The organism is Hydrogenovibrio thermophilus (assembly GCF_004028275.1).
In the GTDB taxonomy this organism is placed as follows: domain Bacteria; phylum Pseudomonadota; class Gammaproteobacteria; order Thiomicrospirales; family Thiomicrospiraceae; genus Hydrogenovibrio; species Hydrogenovibrio thermophilus.
In genome coordinates, this window is record NZ_CP035033.1 from 1,783,345 (window position 1) to 1,802,083 (window position 18,739).

Below are 18,739 nucleotides of genomic sequence, written 5' to 3' on the forward strand. Positions count from 1 at the left end.
TGCCACGTATACCATAGGATTCCATCGATGACCAACAGTCCAAACAGATTATTCATTCTCGACACCAATGTTTTAATGCATGACCCGATGGCGCTGTTCAATTTTGAAGAACACGACATTTTCATTTCCATGACCGTACTGGAAGAACTGGACGCCGGCAAAAAAGGGATGTCGGAAGTCTCCCGAAACGTCCGTGAAACCAACCGACTCATCGACCAGATCATCAGCAACGCCAGCTTTGACGACATCAAGGCCGGGCTTGATCTGGAACGCATTCACCCCAATAAAGAATCGGAAACATTACATCTAGGCAAACTGTTCTTCGAAACCGAACCGCTCATCGCTAGCCTACCGGAATCCTTACCCAGCCACAAAGCCGACAACCATATCCTGCAAACAGGTCTGGCTCTGAAAGAACATTACCCGAACCGCAACGTCACCCTGGTCACCAAAGACATCAACATGCGCATCAAGTCGTCGGCGGTCGGGTTGCACTCCGAAGATTATTACAACGACCGGGTTTTGGAAGACGCCGACTTACTGTTCACCGGCTGGGAAGTTCTGCCGGAGCACTTTTTCGAAGAAAATTTCAGCAAAATGAAGTCCTGGCAGGAAGACAACAAAACCTTCTACGAACTGGAAATCAACGACGACAACCTGCACTGGTTTCCCAACCAATGCCTGATCAGCGAAAACGAATCCGGTTTCAGCGCGATCGTGCGCAAGGTGGATCACCAATCGGCGGTTTTGGAATATATGCACAACTTCGAGCAATCCAAAAACAGCGTTTGGGGCATCACCGCCCGCAATCAGGAACAAAACATGGCCATGAACTTCCTGATGGATCCGGAAATCGACTTTGTTTCGCTACTCGGCACCGCCGGGACGGGGAAAACCCTGCTGGCCTTGGCCGCGGCGCTCGAGCAGACGCTGGATGAAGGCATCTATAATGAAATCATCATGACGCGTGCCACTATTCCAATCGGTGACGATATCGGCTTCCTACCGGGCACGGAAGAAGAGAAAATGACGCCTTGGATGGGTGCATTGATGGATAACCTCGAAGTCCTGACCAAATCCGATGGCCATGCCACCGATTGGGAAAAGGAATCGACTCAGGAATTGCTGAACAAACGCATTAAAATCAAGTCCCTGAATTTCATGCGCGGACGCACCTTCCAGAATAAATTCATCATCCTCGACGAGGCCCAGAACTTGACTCCCAAACAGATGAAAACCCTCATCACCCGCTCCGGCGAAGGCACCAAAATCGTTTGTCTGGGGAACATCGGACAGATTGACTCTCCCTACCTGACCGAAACCACCACCGGCTTGACCTACATTGTCGACCGCTTTAAATACTGGCCGCACAGCGCCCACATCACTTTGAGACAGGGTGAACGTTCTCGCTTGGCGGAATACGCTTCCGACAACCTGTAAAGCCTTTCGGGCGGGTTATTCCACCCGCCTTTTTATCATTACAAACCCCGAAAACAAAAAAGCCGATAATGACCAGGCCTGGTCATTATCGGCTTTTTATCAAGCGTTCCGACTTAACGGAACGAAGCAATCAACTCTGTCCGCGAGAAGTGTACTTTTTCATGTCCTCTTCCGTCGGCAACTGGAAACCTTGTTCAACGGCTTTCTCTTTACAGTAATCCACGGCAAAATCCAGCAACTCGCCCACGGCACGATGACGGAACTTGTGCTTCTGACGCACGTGAGAGAAAGGACGCGTTAACGGAGGATCCAACGGCAATGCCTTGAGGGTACCCAGCTTCATCTCTTTCACGATGGTAGTACGGGAAACGATGGCAATCCCCACATCCGATTCCACCGCCATCTTCACGGCTTCCGGGCTGCCCAGCTCCATGACCACATTCAAATCGGAATAACTCAACCCTTGTTCACGGATGTAATTATCGATGACCGAACGCGAACCGGAACCTTCCTCTCGGGAAATATAACGGTACTTACGCATGTCTTCGACGGAAATTTTGTCACGGTTCGACAAAGGATGTCCTTCCGGCACAATCAACACCATCTCATCCAAACGACAGACTTCGACTTCCAGGTTTTTGTTGTAAACCGGCGCTTCCACCACGCCCAAGTCGATCATATTGTTTTCAACCATGGCGACAATGGCATCGGTATTCCCAACCTGCAAACGGATATTGACGTCTTCAAATTGCTTTTTGAAGGCGCCCAGCAAGCTTGGCAGCATATATTCGGCAATGGTGGTACTGGCCCCGATGAGAAGACTGCCCGTCACCTCACCGGTGAGCTCCCTCACTTCGCTGTTCATCTTCTCGTAGTGGTCGAGTATTTTTTCGGCATAGTCATACACAATCTTGCCCGCCTCGGTGAGCGTAATCTTGTTGTGTGTCCTGTCGAATAAGCGGGTGTTGAAGAATTCTTCAAGTTGTTTGACTTGGAAGGTGACCGCAGGCTGGGTCATGTGAAGGGTCTCTGCTGCCTTAGTAAAGCTCAATACTTTCGCAACCGTGTAAAATACTTGAAGCCGTCTGTCAGCCATTCTTAAAATGCCTTTGTCGTCTATAAATTTTTTTAGTGTTTTAGACTATAGTTCTATCACTGAAAAATGTCAAAATTTATTTTATAGCCAAGCCCCCACCCCACCTTATATTATGAGATGCTTTAAAATATTACCTGATGAAATCATTGAATTTTTTTATCTTTCTTCAAATCATCCACCAGAGACTTAACCTCGGCTAAAGTCCGCTCGTTTTCACGGCGAATTTGGTGCAATAAATTGTCGTGTTCTTCGCGGCGTTTCACATCCAGTTTATCCAAACCGTGCCCGATATTTTCGGTATGAAACACCTTCATGCGACGTTCAACCTCTTCAACACTTTCGGAAACCTTCTGTAAGACTTCATCAATGTGAGCCTTACTCATCTCGGTTTGCTTATCCAAATGGGTTTGTAACAGCTTGACGTTTTTCAGGATTTCCTTTTCACGCTCTTTCTGTTCGGCGCCAATCAAAAAAGCGGAAATATTCGCCGTCACCAAGGAAAACAACACCACACCGAACACGATCAGAACCGTGCCAAACGCACGCCCTTTTTCAGTCACCGGCACCACATCACCGTAACCGATGGTCGTCACCGTCACCAGGGAATACCAGACACCGTTTGAAAAGGTCGTGTCTTCCAGGACGGCGAAAATGGCGCCGGACATCACCACAAACACCACATAGACCACCAGCACCACGCCAAAGTTGTTGCGCCTCAACAGCGCCACGACATCGATGAAGACATCCGACATCACGCGCAGGAAAAGCAACAACCGCAAGGCCCGGAAAATTGCGGCCCAGTTGCCGCCGTAATCGATCCACGGGAACACCAGTATCACAATCAACACATTCAACCAGTTGTGCAGTAAATAACGTTTTTTATCGCGCACCAGCCACAGGTTCACCACCAGTTCGGAAGCAAACACAGCCCAAACCAAGGCCGAAATCCAGATACTGTCACGACCGCGATCGGCATAATCCAGCACCAACTGAACCACCACGACCAACAAGGCCGCAAAGACGGCATAAGAGAAATAACGCCCGACCTGAATCGCTCTGGCGCTTTCGACCTGACTGACCCCTTCGACCCCGATAATGGCTTTTAAATTCATACCTTTACCATTCCGTTATTTAGCCAAGGCCGGTAAAACTTCCCGGCCATTCAACGCCTGACTCATCAACCAGCGCTTCAACGGCTTGGCCTGATCCGCCAAGGGCAACACCCATTGTCTGAATTGGTTTTTCAAACCTTGATCCTGTTTGAACAGCCAGTCAAATCCTTCCATTGATCGTTGCACGATGACATTATCGCCGCGGCGCCAACGCTCATAACGGCGTAATACGGCAAATCGATCCCAATGTTCCGGATTGGCCTGCTTCGCCTCCGTCAGCACCTCCACCAAAGCGGCCGCATCCAGCAACCCCAGGTTCACGCCTTGACCTGCTTGCGGATGAACGGTATGCGCGGCGTCCCCGACCAACACAAAATGCGGTTTGACGTATTGCTCGGCATGGCGGCGCACCAACGGGAAGGCCGAACGCTCCCCCACTTCAACGACTTCTCCCAGCTTATGACCCGACGCTTCGGCGATGGCGGCCGCAAAAGCGTCATCCGATAACGATAACGCCCATTGCATTTGTTCGACCGGCAGATACCAGGCAATAGAGCTCATATTATTGTCCATCGCCAGATAAGCGAAAGGCCCTTCCGCTTGATAGCGCTGCCAACAGGTGTCTTGGTTCGACAACTCGGTCTTCACGCAACCGACCACGGCACATTGCTGGTAATCATGCTCTTGAACCGCAATTCCGGCCATATCGCGCGTCTTCGACAAAGCACCATCCGCGCCCACCACCAAACGGGCTTGCAAGCGAACCCCATTATCCAAGATCAGCCAGGCCTGGTCGTTTTCCAGAATCAAGTCCGTCGGAGTTTGGCCGACGATAAGATGCAGATTCGGGTAGTCCGGTATCTGCTCCCAAAGCGCGGCTTGAATCACATTGTTTTCGACCACATACCCCAGGTTCGGTTCTTGCACATCACGCGCATCAAAGTGCACTTCGGCATCGGACACCGACTCCCAAACGTGCATATCGGTAAATGCATGACAGCGACGACGTTCGATGCCTGCCCAGGCATTCAAACGCTTAAGAATATTTTCCGAAGCCCGCGTCAGGGCACTGACCCTGGTTTGATAAGGCGCGTCATCCGACCATTCCAACGAAGGCGCCCGACGTTCCAACAAGGTGACGTCAAAGCCGGCTTGCGCCAACCCCAATGCCACCGTCGCGCCAACCATGCCGCCGCCGACAATCACCACGTCAGTTTGCGTAGGCGTATTTTTTGGTTTTGACGACTCTGTCACGATGAGACTCCCATGGTCATTTTAGTAAAGCGTTTCCGCAATCCGGGCAAAGCGTTCATGGCCATTAAGCCTAAACCGCGCATGTGCCCGACCACCGGCGATTCCACTTGAAACAGCTGAATCAAACCATCGGTCAGCCCCATGATTTTTTCGTGATGACGGGCACGTTCATCGGCATAGGACGCCAAGAAAGCCTCATCGCCCACATCTGTGGTTTCCACATCATGGTCTTGCATCATTTCCAGAAATACCGCCACATCCCGAATCCCCAGATTCAAGCCTTGTGCCGCCACCGGGTGTTGGGTGTGAGAGGCATTGCCCATCAGCACCGCTCGCTCGGCGTAAAACCTGGGTACATAAGTTTCCGTCAACGGATAAGCGACCCGTTCGCTTACCTTGACAAAAGCGCCCAAGCGTTCGCCCATACGGGCCGCAAAGGCTTGCATAAAATCGGTATCATTCAGTGCTCGAACGCGTTCGATGTCGTCTTTCGGCACCACCCAGACCGCTTTGCTTTCATGGCCGTGCATTGGCAATAAGGCCACCGGCCCTTGTTCGGTAAATCGTTCGAATGCCCAGCCATTCGGGTGCTGTTCGGTTTCAATTTTGGCAATCACGCCGAAGGCCTCATACGCCTTGATTTCGATGGGTAAATCCAGACATTTGCGCACCGTGGATTCGGTGCCGTCGGCCCCGACCACCAAACCGGCTTCATACTCGACCATCCCGTCCGGCGTATTCAACTCCGCTCGACGACGATTGCCTTGAATGGATAAATCCACCAGGCCTGACTCGGACAGCAGCGTCACATTCGGCGTATTTTGAGCGGTTTGCCACAAAACACGTCCGAGGTCGGATGCGGTGACACTGTACCCCAAAGCGGGAACACGCATCTCATCGGCGTGCAATTGCGTCAGGCCCAAATAACCTTTTTGCGACACATGAACATGCTCGATTGGCGTGGTCATCGACTCCAGATCGGGCCAAATATTCAGCGTTTTCAGCACTTGAACGGAACCATAGGTCAAAGCCAGCACTCGCCCGTCGAAGGAACCGGTTTCGCCCTTTTCAAAGGCATTTTTTTCCGCCACGACAACCTGCTGTCCCGCCTGCCCTAAACCGATGGCCAGCAACAACCCCACCGGTCCGCCCCCGGAAATCAATACATCGGTTTGATTCGTCGCCATGCCTTGTTTCCTCTCATGCAGTTGATTCTTAAGAGACCCCGTTAACGCTGCGCCATCCAGCTTTCAATTTCGGCCACCGTGCGTGGCAAGCCTTGCGTCAACACCTCATGCCCTTGCTCGGTCACCACCACATCGTCTTCAATGCGAATACCGATACCACGGTAGGCGTCCGGCACCGATTCGGCGGTTTCGGAGATGTACAGCCCCGGCTCCACGGTCAGCACCATGCCCGGTTGCAGGCAACGCCATTCGCCGTCTTGTTTGTAATCGCCGACATCGTGCACGTCCATGCCCAGCCAATGACCGGTGCCGTGCATAAAGAAAGCTTTGTAAGCTTCCTGTTCAATCAAGTCGTCAACCGTGCCGGTCAAAATGTCCAGTGCCACCAATCCTTCGGTCAACACCTCGACCGAGATTTCATGCAAACGGTTGTAAGGCACGCCGGGCCGAATCGCATCAATGACCGACTGTTGCGCTTTTAATACCAAATTATACAACTCGGCTTGCGGCGGGGTAAAACGGCCATTGGCCGGGAAGGTATGGGTAATGTCCCCGGCATAACCGGCGTACTCCGCTCCGGCATCAATCAACACCAGTTGACCGTCCTCGATACGGGCGTCGTTTTCGGTGTAATGTAGAATACAGGCATTCTCTCCGGACGCCACAATGCTGTTGAAGCCGACGCGCGGCGACCCCGACTGCTTGAAACCGTTTTCCAGTTCCGCCTGCACCTGATATTCGTAGCGCCCCGGCGCGGTCGCTTTCATGGCGGCCAAATGCCCGGCCACCGATATTTGCGCCGCTTCACGCATCCATTCGATTTCCCGAGCGGATTTAAACAACCGCATTTCATGCAAAATGGTATCCAGGTCTTGCAATCGGCTTGGCGCTTGCACCCCTTTACGGGCTTTGGCTTTTTGCGCGCCGATCCAGCCGGACACCCAATCCGACCAATGCGCCAGTTCCGCGAAACTGAACACCAGATGGACGGCCCCTTCCACCAGTTCATTCATCTGTTCTTCAAAGTCGTCAATCGACCAGGCCTGGTCGATTTTCAAGAAAGAGGCCGCCGCCTCAACGCCCAGACGACGTCCCTGCCAAATCTCCTGCTCTTCGTCTTTGGGCCGTAAAAACAAGTGGGTTTGCCGGAGCTCACCGGACTTGACCAGCACCAACACACTGTCGGGCTCGGCAAAGCCGGTCAAATAAAAGAAATCCGACGCTGGACGAAACGGGTATTCGACATCGCGATTGCGAATCTGTTCTTCGCCCGCCGACACAAACGCCACCGAATGGTCCGGAAGCTGGTCGAATAGGGTTTGGCGGCGCTCAATAAAAGGTGTGAAATCCTGTGTCATCAGTGCAAAGTATCCGTCGGCGCGTCCTGCATCATAATCGGTGAACCTTCCACCGGATTCAACTCTTCATTAATGGTCAGGACACCAATCTTGACGAATTCGACCAGTTCCATAAAATCCGATTCTTCCTGTTCACCGGCCTCACTCAAACCGTCGATTTCAATACGGGCAATGTCGCCGAAATCACGGAACAGTTCGGCCACATCGCCTTTTAATTTTTGCTCCGATTGACCGGCCAAGCCCATGCCATATAAGAAACCTTCACACCATTGTCCGAGCATCGCCACCCGCCAGGCCAGTTCTTCGTTTTCTTCCGGCAGACATAAAGTCAGCTCAAAACCGGAACCGTTCAAGGTTTTGTTACTTTCCAAATACAACTCGTGTAACTGCACCAACAAGTTTTCTTTCACGGATTTGACCTCGGCTTCTTCCAAAATGCGCTTAATCCAGACCGCTTCCTTCAAGTCCGAATCGCCGCACATCAACCCCACCAGCATACCTTGCAAAAAAGAAGGTGATTCCAATTCCGGGTGGGCTTTCAGAGCCTCGTTGAGTTGATCAAAATCCATATTCGGTTCAGTCCTATTGAGTCGTCGGTGATAAAAAAGTGATTGTCCGGCATGCTCAAAGCGATGATTTCGCCTGTTCCAGCACACGTTCCGCATACACTCAGCGCATGCCGGGCCTTATGACGGGAATCATACCATGAGCGATACATTCAACCAAGATGAACGCATCCGTCGCCAAACGTCACGCCGGATTTTGGCGGCGAAATCCGGGTGACAAACCCGATTGAAATGCGTACCATATAAATGAGCGGCGAAAACAACGACAAGCCGCCAAACAATCCGGGCCTCGCTTTACCGACGACAGGCCATTGCGCTTCGGATACCCGGCTGTTGCCACTTTGAATTCAACTGGATGAGAGAACTGTCATGCTAACGTTATCTTTAATGAACCACACGTTTGAAGTGCCTTGCGAACCGGAAGACCGCGAGCGACTGATTGAAGCCGCCACCATGCTGGAAGACAAGCTGGATCAAGTCACCACTCTGAAAGGCGAAAGCAAAGTCCTGATGGTCGCCTTGAATCTATGCTACGACTATCTGCAAATGAAGCAGGACACCACTCAGTACTGCCTGCGTTTGGACGACCAACTGGAAGATGCCATGACACAAATCGCCAGTAGCCAGGACTCACCATCAAACAACTGACCTCTTCCATTGCAACTGAAACGCGACGCGATAGAAGCGGTTAATCCCTCTTCGCGCTACCATCAAAACATCCAATCAAGAAAAGCCAACCTCCCCCTATCAATGGCCCTATAAATTGTTATAATGTATTCACACGGGCTAGGTTCAAATCCCCTGCCGATAGCTATGATCTCGGGGCCAGAAACTTTAGACGGTGAGCATCTCGCTTATGTCCGAGAAGCCTAAGTCTTTAGCGGAGGCTGCCACCTGAACTTTACGGTTCAGGGATAAATGGCCTAGTCCGTTCCTTTTTATTGACAACGTCGTCAAGGTCGCGCTTTTATCCAATCCGAGATTACCGGCTGATATGAATTTACGACAATCCTGCCGCCAACAGCGCAACCAACTCACCCCAAGAGAACAGTTCGAACACGCTCGCCTCGCAACGGCTCGCTTACTACGAAGCCCCTGGCTGCAACGCCCGAAACGCATTGCGGTGTATTTATCCCAAGACGGCGAACTCAGCACCGAACTTTTGACCCACCAGCTTTGGAAAAGCCATCATCACGTTTATTTACCGGTTTTGAAAACCTTGCGCGGACGCCACATGGCCTTTGCCCGCTACACACCGGACACCCCCATGGCACCCAATCGATTCGGCATACTGGAACCGGACATACCGAACCATCAGCATTTGACCGGCAATCAACTCGATGTCGTCTTAATGCCGCTCACCTGTTTTGACGAACAAGGCCATCGCATCGGCATGGGCGGCGGCTTTTATGACCGAACGTTTCAATTCAAACGCTGGCTGCCAAGCGCGCATTCTCGCCCCAAGCTCATCGGCTGGGCCCACGAATGTCAAAAAGTGAAATCCATTCCCAGCGAACCCTGGGACATTCCGTTGGAAGGCCTGGTGAGCGAAAAGCACCTGTACCGGTTTCGTTGAACACGACCCCTGAAACCAAAAAACGCCCAGGCCTGGGCGTTTTTTATTAAATAACATACTAAATATATTAGATGACAGGCTGCTTATTCAATCGGTCGTAAAAACAGTTGATACCCCACATTATCCTGTTCCGGGAAGAAGCGATAGCCGAGGCTCTGTAAATAGGATTCGAATTGCTCGATTTGCGACGGCGGCACCTGCACCCCAACCAACACCCGGCCATACGCCGCACCGTGGTTGCGGTAATGGAACAAGCTGATGTTCCATTCTTCACTCATTTTAATCAAGAACTGTAACAAAGCCCCCGGGCGCTCCGGGAACTGGAAGCGATACAGCAATTCATTCTCCACGCCTTTGGCATGACCGCCGACCATATAGCGCAAATGCAACTTCGCCATTTCATCGTCGCTCAAATCCTCCAACGGGTAATCACAGGCTTGCAATTGTTTGACCAACTGATCCTTCTCGGCCTGGCCGCCTTCGGTCCGCACCCCGACAAACACCACCGCTTTATTGGCGTCCGAATAACGGTAATTGAATTCGGTGATGGCGCGGCGGTCGCCCAATAATTCACAGAACTGTTTAAAGCTGCCCGGACGCTCGTCAATCGTGACCGCGAAAATCGCCTCGCGTTTTTCGCCGATTTCCGTCCGCTCGGAAATGTAACGCAAGCCGTCGAAATTCATATTGGCGCCACTGACAATCACCGCCATATTTTTATCGGCCACACCTTTTTCCTCAACGAACTTTTTCATACCCGCCAACGCCAGCGCTCCCGCCGGTTCGGCAATGGCACGGGTGTCTTCGAAAATATCCTTAACGGCGGCGCAGATTTCGTCTGTCTTGACAGTCACCATTTCATCCACGCAGGTTTGCGCGATGCGAAACGGAATCTCACCGGCTTGCGCCACGGCCACACCATCGGCAAAGATGCCGACGGAATCCAGTTTTACCCGTTCACCGGCTTTCAAGGCTTCGGTCATACAGGCGGCGTCTTCCGGCTCCACCCCCACAATACGCGTTTCCGGCGAAACTTGTTTTATCACCGCCGCCACACCGGCAATGAGGCCACCACCGCCCACCGGTACGAAAATGACATCAAACGGTTTGCTTTGACGCAACATTTCCAGCGCAATCGTGCCCTGGCCGGCAATGACGTCCAAATCATCGTAAGGGGGAATATAGGTGTAACCGTTTTCTTCACACAGCTTGGCGGCATGCGCCGCGGCCTGATCGTAAGCATCGCCGTGCAACACCACTTCCCCGCCGAAATTCCGTACCGAATTGACTTTAATCATCGGCGTAGTGCGCGGCATCACAATGGTGGCTTTAATGCCCATTTTGGTCGCCGACAACGCAACGCCCTGCGCATGGTTACCGGCGGACGCCGCAATCACCCCACGGGCTTTTTCGTCGTCGGTGAGTTGATACAGTCGGTTATAGGCGCCGCGCAACTTGAACGAAAACACCGGCTGCAAGTCTTCACGCTTCAACCAGATATTGTTGCGCATGCGTTGAGAAATCAGCGGCGCCTTCTCCAAAGGCGTTTGCTCCGCCACGTCGTAAACGGGCGCTTTCAAAACACGGCGTAATATGGTTTCTGGCATGGTGCATCCTTACAGCGTTGGTTCAACTCGAATATCGACCAGGCCGATACCTAATCGAAAAACAAAGCTCGATTATATCAAAGCCAGCCTTCGCCGTTTTGAAATCCCATTAGGAATTCCAAAACGACCAGGCCTGGTGATTTCTGAGACAAGCCGGTCACATTTTTCCATAAATTTCGTAGGGTTAAGACTCTCTCAATTTTTCCACCAGCCTATCGCCAGACTTAAGCAAAGTCTCTCAAGAGTCTGGTACGAATTCTTACATACAATACGTCGAAATTATAAATCTAAAAACTTTCGTCAGACACCCACCGTTTAGAGTGTGATTCTGACCTTAACTTAAGGAACCCAACCATGAAGCCTACACCGCTTTATTTCGCCATCCTCAGCGCCCTGTCCTCGTCGGCGTTTATTCCAACAGCCATGGCGGCCGAAACCGCCAAACTGGAAAAAATCACCGTGGAAGCTCAGGATGACATCACCCCGCAATCCGATACCGTCAGCACCGAATCCTTGCTGAACACGGGGAACAGCGAAACCGGTGCGGTGTTGCGCGAAATCAACGGCGTCAATGCTTCCCGTAAAGGCGGTCATGGTTTGGACCCGCAAATTCGCGGTCAACAATATTCCCAATTAAACGTTTTGCTGGATGGCGCCAAAATCGCCGGCGGCTGCCCGAACCGAATGGACCCGCCATCCTCTTACGCCGAAGTCTCCTCCTATGACGAAATCGAAGTCATCCGCGGCGTAAAAACCGTGACACAAGGTGCGGGCGGCAGTGGCGGTACGATTCTGTTCAAGCGTAGCAAACCGCAATACGACCCGAACAAATTGGTCTCCGGTGAAATCACCGTCGGTAAATCCAATGTCATGAACTATGAAGCCGATGCCACCGTCCGCGCGGTCGGCCAAGAAGGGTATGTGGTTGTACAAGGCTCCCGTAAGGACGCCAACAACTACACGGACGGTAACGGCGACATCGTCAAATCCAGCTACAACACCAACCAAGGGCATGTGGACTTAGGCTGGACACCGAGCGAACACCATCACCTGAAATTATCGGCCGAGAAAAGCCGTACCGAAGATGCCTTGTACCCAGGTGCCGCCATGGATGCCCCGGAAACCGAAGGCACCATGCTGCGCTTACAGTATGAAGGCCGTCAGTTGTCCGACGCCATTGCCGATGTGGATGTCGACCTATACCGTTCCACCGTCGACCACACCATGAACAACTATGACCTGAGGACACCGCCTTCTCCAATGATGTTGCGCGAAACACCGACCTCCACCGAAACCAACGGTGCCAAAATCAAATTGACCAGCCAGGTGGGTAATACTCAAGTCGACTACGGGGTACAATATGAAAGCGTCAATAAGGACGCCACTTTATGGAACCGTTACGTCGATCCGAACACGTCTTTGAACTACATGTGGCCGGACGTTACCAACACCACCAAAAGCGTGTTTGCCGAAACCAATACCGAATTCACGCCGAGCACCAATTTGATTGTCGGCGTGCGTTACGATGATGTGTACGCCAAAGCCGATAAAACAAACGACGCGCCATCCGGTGCGCCCGCCAACGTACCGAGCAACGTCTATAACAACACCTACTCGGATTACGACGGGGAAGACTCGGCCAGCGAAGGCAATTTCAACGGTTTGATTCGCCTGGAAAACCGTTTTGGCGCCGGTTATAACTGGTACCTGGGGGCCAGCCGCACCATGCGTACTGCGGATGCCACCGAGCGTTTTATGTCTAAGGCGGCCGGCCCAAGTTCCTGGGTCGGCAACCCGAACATCAAGCCGGAAGAGCACAATCAAATCGACCTCGGCGTCGGTCAACAGACCGGCACCTTGCAGTGGAATGCGTCCGTCTGGTATGACCGCGTCAATAACTACATTTTGCGGGATTTGGCCGCCAACCAGCAAAACAATGGTGTCAAGACCACCAACGGTGAAGTCTACGTCAACGTCGATGCGGACCTGTACGGTGCTGACCTGGAAGCGGATTACGCCGTGACCAACGCTTTGACCTTCGGCGGGCAGTTCAGCATCACCCAAGGTCGCAACACCACCGACAACCGTAATATCGCGATGATTTCGGCACCGACCGGCCAATTGCGCGCCACCTACCAACCGAGTAACTGGCACGTCGGCGGGCGTTTCAATTTCGCACTGGAGCAAACCGAAATCGACAAAGACTACACGCCAACCGCCGATTACGGCAACACGCCGGCGTGGAGCACGGTGGATGTTTTCGGCGGCTACCAAATCAACCGCAACTGGATTGTCAAAGCCGGTGTGGACAACCTGTTCGATCAGGCCTATTATGACCACTTGAACTATGATATTACCGAAGGTTCCAGCGTATACAAGTATAATGAACCGGGGCGTAACTTCTGGGCGAAGGTCACGGCCAAGTTTTAATCCAGAACGGAAATCGTAAACCCCAAAAGGAGCTTTGGCTCCTTTTTTGACTATAAAGCATTATGAAAAAATTTATCTTCTTCACCGTTTTATTGGGCATCGTCATCGGGCTGTTTATCCTGGCCTGGCCGTTTTCCCAGCAAAACTCGGAACAAACCACCGCCCACCTGATTCTGAACGACAAGCCGGTCGGCGGTGACTTTACCTTAAAGTCGGCCCAAGGGCCGGTTTCGTTGAGCGACTTCAACGACAAGCTGGTTCTGGTTTACTTCGGCTACACCTTTTGCCCGGACATCTGCCCGACCAACCTGGGCAACTTGGCGCTGGCCTATCGCCAGCTCAGCGAAGACGAAAAAGCCAAACTGCAGATACTGTTCGTATCGGTTGACTCCAATCGCGACACCCCGCAACGCCTTAAACAATATGCCGACTACTTTAACAGCGGTATCATCGGGCTTACCGGCAGCAAAGCCGAGCTGGACGATATCGTCAACCGCTACGGCGTAGTGTATATGATCCACCAGGAGGACCCGAAAGACGAGCACTACTCTGTCGACCACTCGGCCTTTACCTATGTCATCACGCCCGGTGGTGAACTGGCGACACAACTGCCGCACGCCACCAGCCCGGATGACTTCGTCAAAACCATTAGAACCTATTTAACCCAAACACAACCTTAGGAGTTTCCATGTTTAAGCACACCCTGGCCCTGTTTGCCGCCGCCCTTTCGATTATCAGCGTCAATGCATTCGCAGACAACGCGGCTGACATTGAAGTCGAACAACCCTATGTGCGTGAAGTCCCACCCGGTGCCATGGCCACCGGTAGCTTCATGACGCTCACCAACATGAGCGATCAGGACATTCAACTGGTGCAAGCCAAATCCAACGCGGCCAAAAAAGTCGAGCTGCACACCCATGTTCACGACAACGGCGTGATGAAGATGCGCCAGATTCCAGCCATCAAAATACCGGCGGACGGCCAGGCCCATTTGAAACCGGGCGGTCTGCACATTATGCTGATTGGTTTGCAAGACGGCATTCAAGCCGGCCAAACCATTGAGATGACTTTGGTTTTCAAAGACGGCAGTGAAAAATCGATTTCCATGCCGGTCAAATCGGTCATGTCTCATTCCGGTCACATGATGTCGCATTAAACCGCCTGCATTCAGCCTTAACCGGTTTTTACGATGCCAGTCGTAAAAACCGGTTCCATACTCTTTCCAACTTTCAGGCTTGAAAATCCGCCTGACATCCCTATAGAATCCCTGAACCAAATCAATCAAACAAAACAGGTTATAGAATAATGACAGGCCAAAACCTTTCCCTTTACGCACTGATGATCGGTGCTTTGAGCTTTACGTCGGCCTCCCAAGCGGCAGACACCAAACAGTCGCTTGAAGACCAGCAAACTCTGAAACTGTGTGTCGATTACAACGGACTGACCTCCGATGAAGACAGACAAGCCTATATCAAGGAATTGGATCGTCGCGGACAACTCAGTGTTAAAGACCATGAAAACCTGAAGACCCACCACGTTGTCAATGGTTCCACCATGTGCGGCATGTACATGATGATGGGCAAACCACTGGCGGAAGAAGGTAAACAACTGCGTCCAATGGTCTACAAGGTCGTCCACGTTTATCCGAAAAACTATTACGTCACCCAAGTGGGCATGGTCGTCGCCTCTTATGACCGCAAACCGGGTGAACTGCCACCGAAACTGTCCGAAACCAAACCGGCCGTTCAACCGCCACCAGTGATGTTCAACGCCCCGGGCGGCAGCCCGCACCACTGATTCCATCCGTTCCTTTCAAACCCCTCCGGTTTGAAAGGACATTCTTGCCTCAAGCCTTTCTCCATAGGCGTTCAACACCCCACGCTATACATTTTTCTCCAAAGTGATTAGAATACTGGCATCTTTATTTTTATGATTCAGGATGGATACAATGACACAAGACGAATTGAAACAAGAAGTGGCTAAAGCCGCCATCGATTATGTTGTTCCGGATACTTACATTGGCGTTGGCACAGGCTCCACAGCTAATTTCTTCATTGACGAACTGGCCAAAATCAAAGGCAAAATCAAAGGCGCGGTCGCCAGCTCCGAAGCCACCGCCGAGCGTTTGAAAGGACACGGCATTCCGGTTTTGGAACTCAATGCCGTGGACGAAATGTCGGTTTACATCGACGGCGCCGATGAAGCCGATCCAAACCTAAACTTGATTAAAGGCGGCGGCGGTGCTTTGACGCGTGAAAAAATCGTCTTGGCTGTGGCCAAAAAATTCGTGTGCATCGCCGACGACAGCAAAAAAGTTGACGTACTCGGCAAGTTCCCGCTTCCGATTGAAGTCATCCCAATGGCGCGCAGCTACGTGGCTCGCGAAGTCGTCAAACGTTTCGGCGGTGAACCGGTACTGCGCGAAGGCTTCGTGACCGATAACGGTAACGTGATTCTGGACATTCACGGTCTGGAAATCGTTAACCCGGTGGCCATGGAAACCGAATTGAACAGCATCGTCGGTGTCGTCACCAATGGTTTGTTCGCGGCACGCAATGCGGATATTTTCCTTTGCGGTACAGCTAACGGCGTGGAAACCATCGAGCGCCCTTAAAATGGTCGCCTCTTATTTCGTTTAAACTCAAGAGATTGCCATGAACAAACTCGGTAGCAAACTTTTCGGTCTTCTCGTCGTGGTACTCATCGGTACCTTGCTCTATCTCACCGTCTTCTCGGACGGGTTGGGCAAAGCGCCGGACATCACGGTAAAAACCGCGCAAGGTGACACCCTGCAACTCAGTAAACCGCTCAAACCGGTTCTGGTCAGTTTCTGGGCGACCACCTGCCCGGGGTGTATCGCTGAAATGCCGCACCTGGCACAGATGAAAGAAAAGTTCGGCGATAAATTCGAAATCGTCGCCATTTCGATGTCGTACGACCCGGCGGAGCAAGTCGCCAAATTCATCGAGAAAAATCCTTATCCGTTCTCGTTTGTGCGCGATACCGACGGCCAAATGTCGCAGGCGTTCGGCGAAGTTCTGCTGACACCGACCAATTTCTTGATTGCGCCGAACGGCAACATCGTTTACCAGAAAATCGGTGAAGTCGATTTCGAACTGGTGACCGAACGTATTCGTCAAATGACACCGGATCTGTAATTTATCGTTCCGGCCGACATACGTCCCTCTCAAACTCACAGGAAGCATTTTATGTCACACTCTCAAGCCCTTTTCCAAGCCGCTCAAACCCACATTCCCGGCGGCGTGAATTCACCGGTCCGAGCCTTTAAAGGCGTCGGCGGCGATCCGGTTTTCTTTGAATCGGCGAAAGGTGCCTACTTAAAGGATGTCGACGGCAAGCAATACATCGACTATGTCGCCTCCTGGGGGCCGGCGATTTTGGGACATGCCCATCCAGAAGTCATTCAAACCGTCCAACAACAAGCTGAAAAAGGCTTGTCGTTCGGTGCGCCGACCGAATTGGAAACCACCATTGCCGATTTGGTCTGCGACCTGATTCCATCCATCGACATGGTACGTATGGTCAGCTCCGGTACCGAAGCCACCATGACCGCAATTCGCCTAGCGCGCGGCTACACCGGACGCGACAAAATCGTCAAATTCGAAGGCTGCTACCACGGCCATTCCGACTCCTTGTTGGTGAAAGCCGGTTCCGGCGCCCTGACCTTAGGGGTTCCATCCTCTCCGGGTGTGCCAGCCTGTTTGGCGGAAGAAACCCTGACGCTGACCCACAACGATTCCGATGAAGTCCGCCGCGTGTTCAGTGAAATCGGCGACCAAATCGCCTGTATCATCGTCGAGCCGGTCGCCGGAAATATGAACTGCATTCCACCGGAAGACGGTTTCCTGCAAACCCTGCGTGAGGTCTGCGACGAATCCGGCGCGGTGTTGATTTTCGACGAAGTCATGTGCGGTTTCCGTGTTGGTTTGACCGGTGCACAAGGCCGTTATGGCATCACGCCGGATTTGACCACTTTCGGCAAAGTCATCGGCGGCGGTATGCCGGTCGGTGCTTTCGGCGGCAAGCGCGAAGTCATGGAACACATCGCCCCGTTGGGGCCGGTTTATCAAGCCGGCACCCTGTCCGGCAACCCGATTGCCATGTCTGCGGGCCTGAAAACCTTGCAACTGATCAGCGAAAACGGTTTCTTTGAATCGCTTGAAGTCAAAACCAAGCAATTGGTGGACGGTTTACAGCAAGCGGCCGACGAAGCTGGCATTCCGTTTACCACCAACCAAGTGGGCGGCATGTTCGGCTTCTTCTTCACCGAAGAGAAAAACATCCGACGCTACGCTCAGGTTGCCAAAGGCGACATGGAACGTTTCAAACGTTTCTATCACGGCATGTTGGACGCGGGCGTCTATCTGGCCCCATCGGCGTTCGAAGCCGGGTTTGTTTCCAGCGCGCATACCGATGCCGACATCCAGGCCACCATCGACGCGGCCCGCAAGGTCATGTCAACCCTGTAACCATCCATGGCGCCGGCTTTTGACCGGCGTCTTCCTTTCTCAAGCTCAGTGGTCCCAACCGTTTCGAGATGTCATCGAATTTTCAGATAGAAACCCTCATCGAACTGTTCAATGCCAACTTCATTCCCTCCCGGAATACCGAGCTGGTCTGTTGCGAACCGGAACCGATTTACCGCCCGGCCGATGCGTCACACCCTCATCATCGCATTATCTTCGCACACGGCTTCTTTGCATCGGCCTTGCATGAAATCGCGCACTGGTGCATTGCCGGGCCGGAGCGGCGTTTATTGGAGGATTTCGGCTATTGGTACCAACCGGATGGACGAAGCGCCGAACAACAGGCGGAGTTTGAACGAGTGGAAATCAAACCGCAGGCGCTGGAATGGATTTTTTCCGTCTCCGCCGGGTTTCCGTTCGTGTTCAGTGCGGATAACCTCAGTGGCGGCGTCGGTGCGTCGAAAACGTTTAAAACAAACGTTCAACGCCAGGTCTTGGCGTATTTATCGGATGGATTACCCGAAGATGCCCAGGCCTGGTCAAATATCCTATTGCGGCATTATCGACCAGACCTGACATTACAGACGTCGGAATTCGATTTATCGCGGGTTGGCTGAAGCTGGTTA

18 protein-coding genes are annotated in these 18,739 nt (G+C 52.3%); 11 read left to right on the forward strand and 7 right to left on the reverse strand.

What is annotated here, in order from left to right; translation table 11 throughout:
* Positions 1-27 precede the first annotated feature (27 nt).
* Positions 28-1,440, forward strand: coding sequence for a PhoH family protein (locus tag EPV75_RS08385; RefSeq protein WP_029938446.1), 1,413 nt, complete (start codon positions 28-30; stop codon positions 1,438-1,440).
* A gap of 130 nt (positions 1,441-1,570) precedes the next feature.
* On the opposite strand, the gene EPV75_RS08390 is transcribed toward EPV75_RS08385, so the two are convergent.
* The 6 genes from EPV75_RS08390 to EPV75_RS08415 form a co-directional block, all read right to left on the reverse strand.
* Complete coding sequence (locus tag EPV75_RS08390; RefSeq protein ID WP_127119503.1) at positions 1,571-2,536, reverse strand: LysR family transcriptional regulator; 966 nt, start codon at positions 2,534-2,536, stop codon at positions 1,571-1,573.
* 143 nt (positions 2,537-2,679) lie between these two features.
* A complete protein-coding gene (locus EPV75_RS08395) occupies positions 2,680-3,648 on the reverse strand; it encodes a potassium channel family protein (protein WP_128385086.1) in 969 nt (322 codons plus the stop codon).
* Positions 3,649-3,663: 15 nt separating this feature from the next.
* Positions 3,664-4,902, reverse strand: a complete 1,239-nt coding sequence (locus EPV75_RS08400) for a UbiH/UbiF/VisC/COQ6 family ubiquinone biosynthesis hydroxylase (RefSeq protein WP_225972295.1) — start codon at positions 4,900-4,902, stop codon at positions 3,664-3,666.
* Positions 4,899-6,089, reverse strand: coding sequence for a UbiH/UbiF/VisC/COQ6 family ubiquinone biosynthesis hydroxylase (locus tag EPV75_RS08405; protein ID WP_128385087.1), 1,191 nt, complete (start codon positions 6,087-6,089; stop codon positions 4,899-4,901). The genes EPV75_RS08400 and EPV75_RS08405 overlap by 4 nt, the downstream gene beginning before the upstream one ends.
* 41 nt (positions 6,090-6,130) lie before the next feature.
* Positions 6,131-7,447, reverse strand: coding sequence for a Xaa-Pro aminopeptidase (gene pepP, locus EPV75_RS08410; protein ID WP_128385088.1), 1,317 nt, complete (start codon positions 7,445-7,447; stop codon positions 6,131-6,133).
* Positions 7,447-8,016, reverse strand: coding sequence for a UPF0149 family protein (locus tag EPV75_RS08415; protein WP_029938452.1), 570 nt, complete (start codon positions 8,014-8,016; stop codon positions 7,447-7,449). Before EPV75_RS08415 ends, pepP begins: the two co-directional genes overlap by 1 nt.
* Before the next feature lie 384 nt (positions 8,017-8,400).
* On the opposite strand from EPV75_RS08415, the gene EPV75_RS08420 reads away from it, so the two are divergent.
* A complete protein-coding gene (locus tag EPV75_RS08420; RefSeq protein WP_225972296.1) occupies positions 8,401-8,661 on the forward strand; it encodes a cell division protein ZapA in 261 nt (86 codons plus the stop codon).
* Positions 8,662-9,007: 346 nt separating this feature from the next.
* On the forward strand, positions 9,008-9,589 hold the full coding sequence (locus EPV75_RS08425; RefSeq protein ID WP_128385089.1) for a 5-formyltetrahydrofolate cyclo-ligase: 582 nt from the start codon (positions 9,008-9,010) through the stop codon (positions 9,587-9,589).
* A gap of 83 nt (positions 9,590-9,672) precedes the next feature.
* On the opposite strand, the gene ilvA is transcribed toward EPV75_RS08425, so the two are convergent.
* Positions 9,673-11,196 (reverse strand): threonine ammonia-lyase, biosynthetic, encoded by a 1,524-nt coding sequence (gene ilvA, locus EPV75_RS08430; protein WP_128385090.1) that lies wholly within the window; start codon positions 11,194-11,196, stop codon positions 9,673-9,675.
* A gap of 354 nt (positions 11,197-11,550) precedes the next feature.
* Between ilvA and EPV75_RS08435 the strand changes: the two genes are divergently transcribed.
* From EPV75_RS08435 to EPV75_RS08470, 8 genes are all read left to right on the forward strand, one after another.
* Positions 11,551-13,626 (forward strand): TonB-dependent receptor domain-containing protein, encoded by a 2,076-nt coding sequence (locus EPV75_RS08435; protein WP_128385091.1) that lies wholly within the window; start codon positions 11,551-11,553, stop codon positions 13,624-13,626.
* A gap of 62 nt (positions 13,627-13,688) precedes the next feature.
* Positions 13,689-14,306, forward strand: coding sequence for an SCO family protein (locus EPV75_RS08440; RefSeq protein ID WP_128385092.1), 618 nt, complete (start codon positions 13,689-13,691; stop codon positions 14,304-14,306).
* Between the two features lie 8 nt (positions 14,307-14,314).
* Positions 14,315-14,782 (forward strand): copper chaperone PCu(A)C, encoded by a 468-nt coding sequence (locus EPV75_RS08445; RefSeq protein WP_128385093.1) that lies wholly within the window; start codon positions 14,315-14,317, stop codon positions 14,780-14,782.
* A gap of 149 nt (positions 14,783-14,931) precedes the next feature.
* The gene (locus tag EPV75_RS08450; RefSeq protein WP_127119493.1) at positions 14,932-15,423 is read left to right on the forward strand and encodes a hypothetical protein; all 492 of its coding nucleotides are present in this window, start codon (positions 14,932-14,934) and stop codon (positions 15,421-15,423) included.
* A gap of 151 nt (positions 15,424-15,574) precedes the next feature.
* Complete coding sequence (rpiA, locus tag EPV75_RS08455) at positions 15,575-16,240, forward strand: ribose-5-phosphate isomerase RpiA (RefSeq protein WP_029938460.1); 666 nt, start codon at positions 15,575-15,577, stop codon at positions 16,238-16,240.
* A gap of 40 nt (positions 16,241-16,280) precedes the next feature.
* Positions 16,281-16,784: a peroxiredoxin family protein gene (locus EPV75_RS08460; RefSeq protein ID WP_029938461.1), complete on the forward strand. Its 504-nt coding sequence runs from the start codon at positions 16,281-16,283 to the stop codon at positions 16,782-16,784.
* Between the two features lie 51 nt (positions 16,785-16,835).
* The gene (hemL, locus tag EPV75_RS08465; RefSeq protein WP_128385094.1) at positions 16,836-18,116 is read left to right on the forward strand and encodes a glutamate-1-semialdehyde 2,1-aminomutase; all 1,281 of its coding nucleotides are present in this window, start codon (positions 16,836-16,838) and stop codon (positions 18,114-18,116) included.
* Positions 18,117-18,184: 68 nt separating this feature from the next.
* The gene (locus EPV75_RS08470) at positions 18,185-18,730 is read left to right on the forward strand and encodes an elongation factor P hydroxylase (RefSeq protein WP_128385095.1); all 546 of its coding nucleotides are present in this window, start codon (positions 18,185-18,187) and stop codon (positions 18,728-18,730) included.
* Positions 18,731-18,739: the final 9 nt, after the last annotated feature.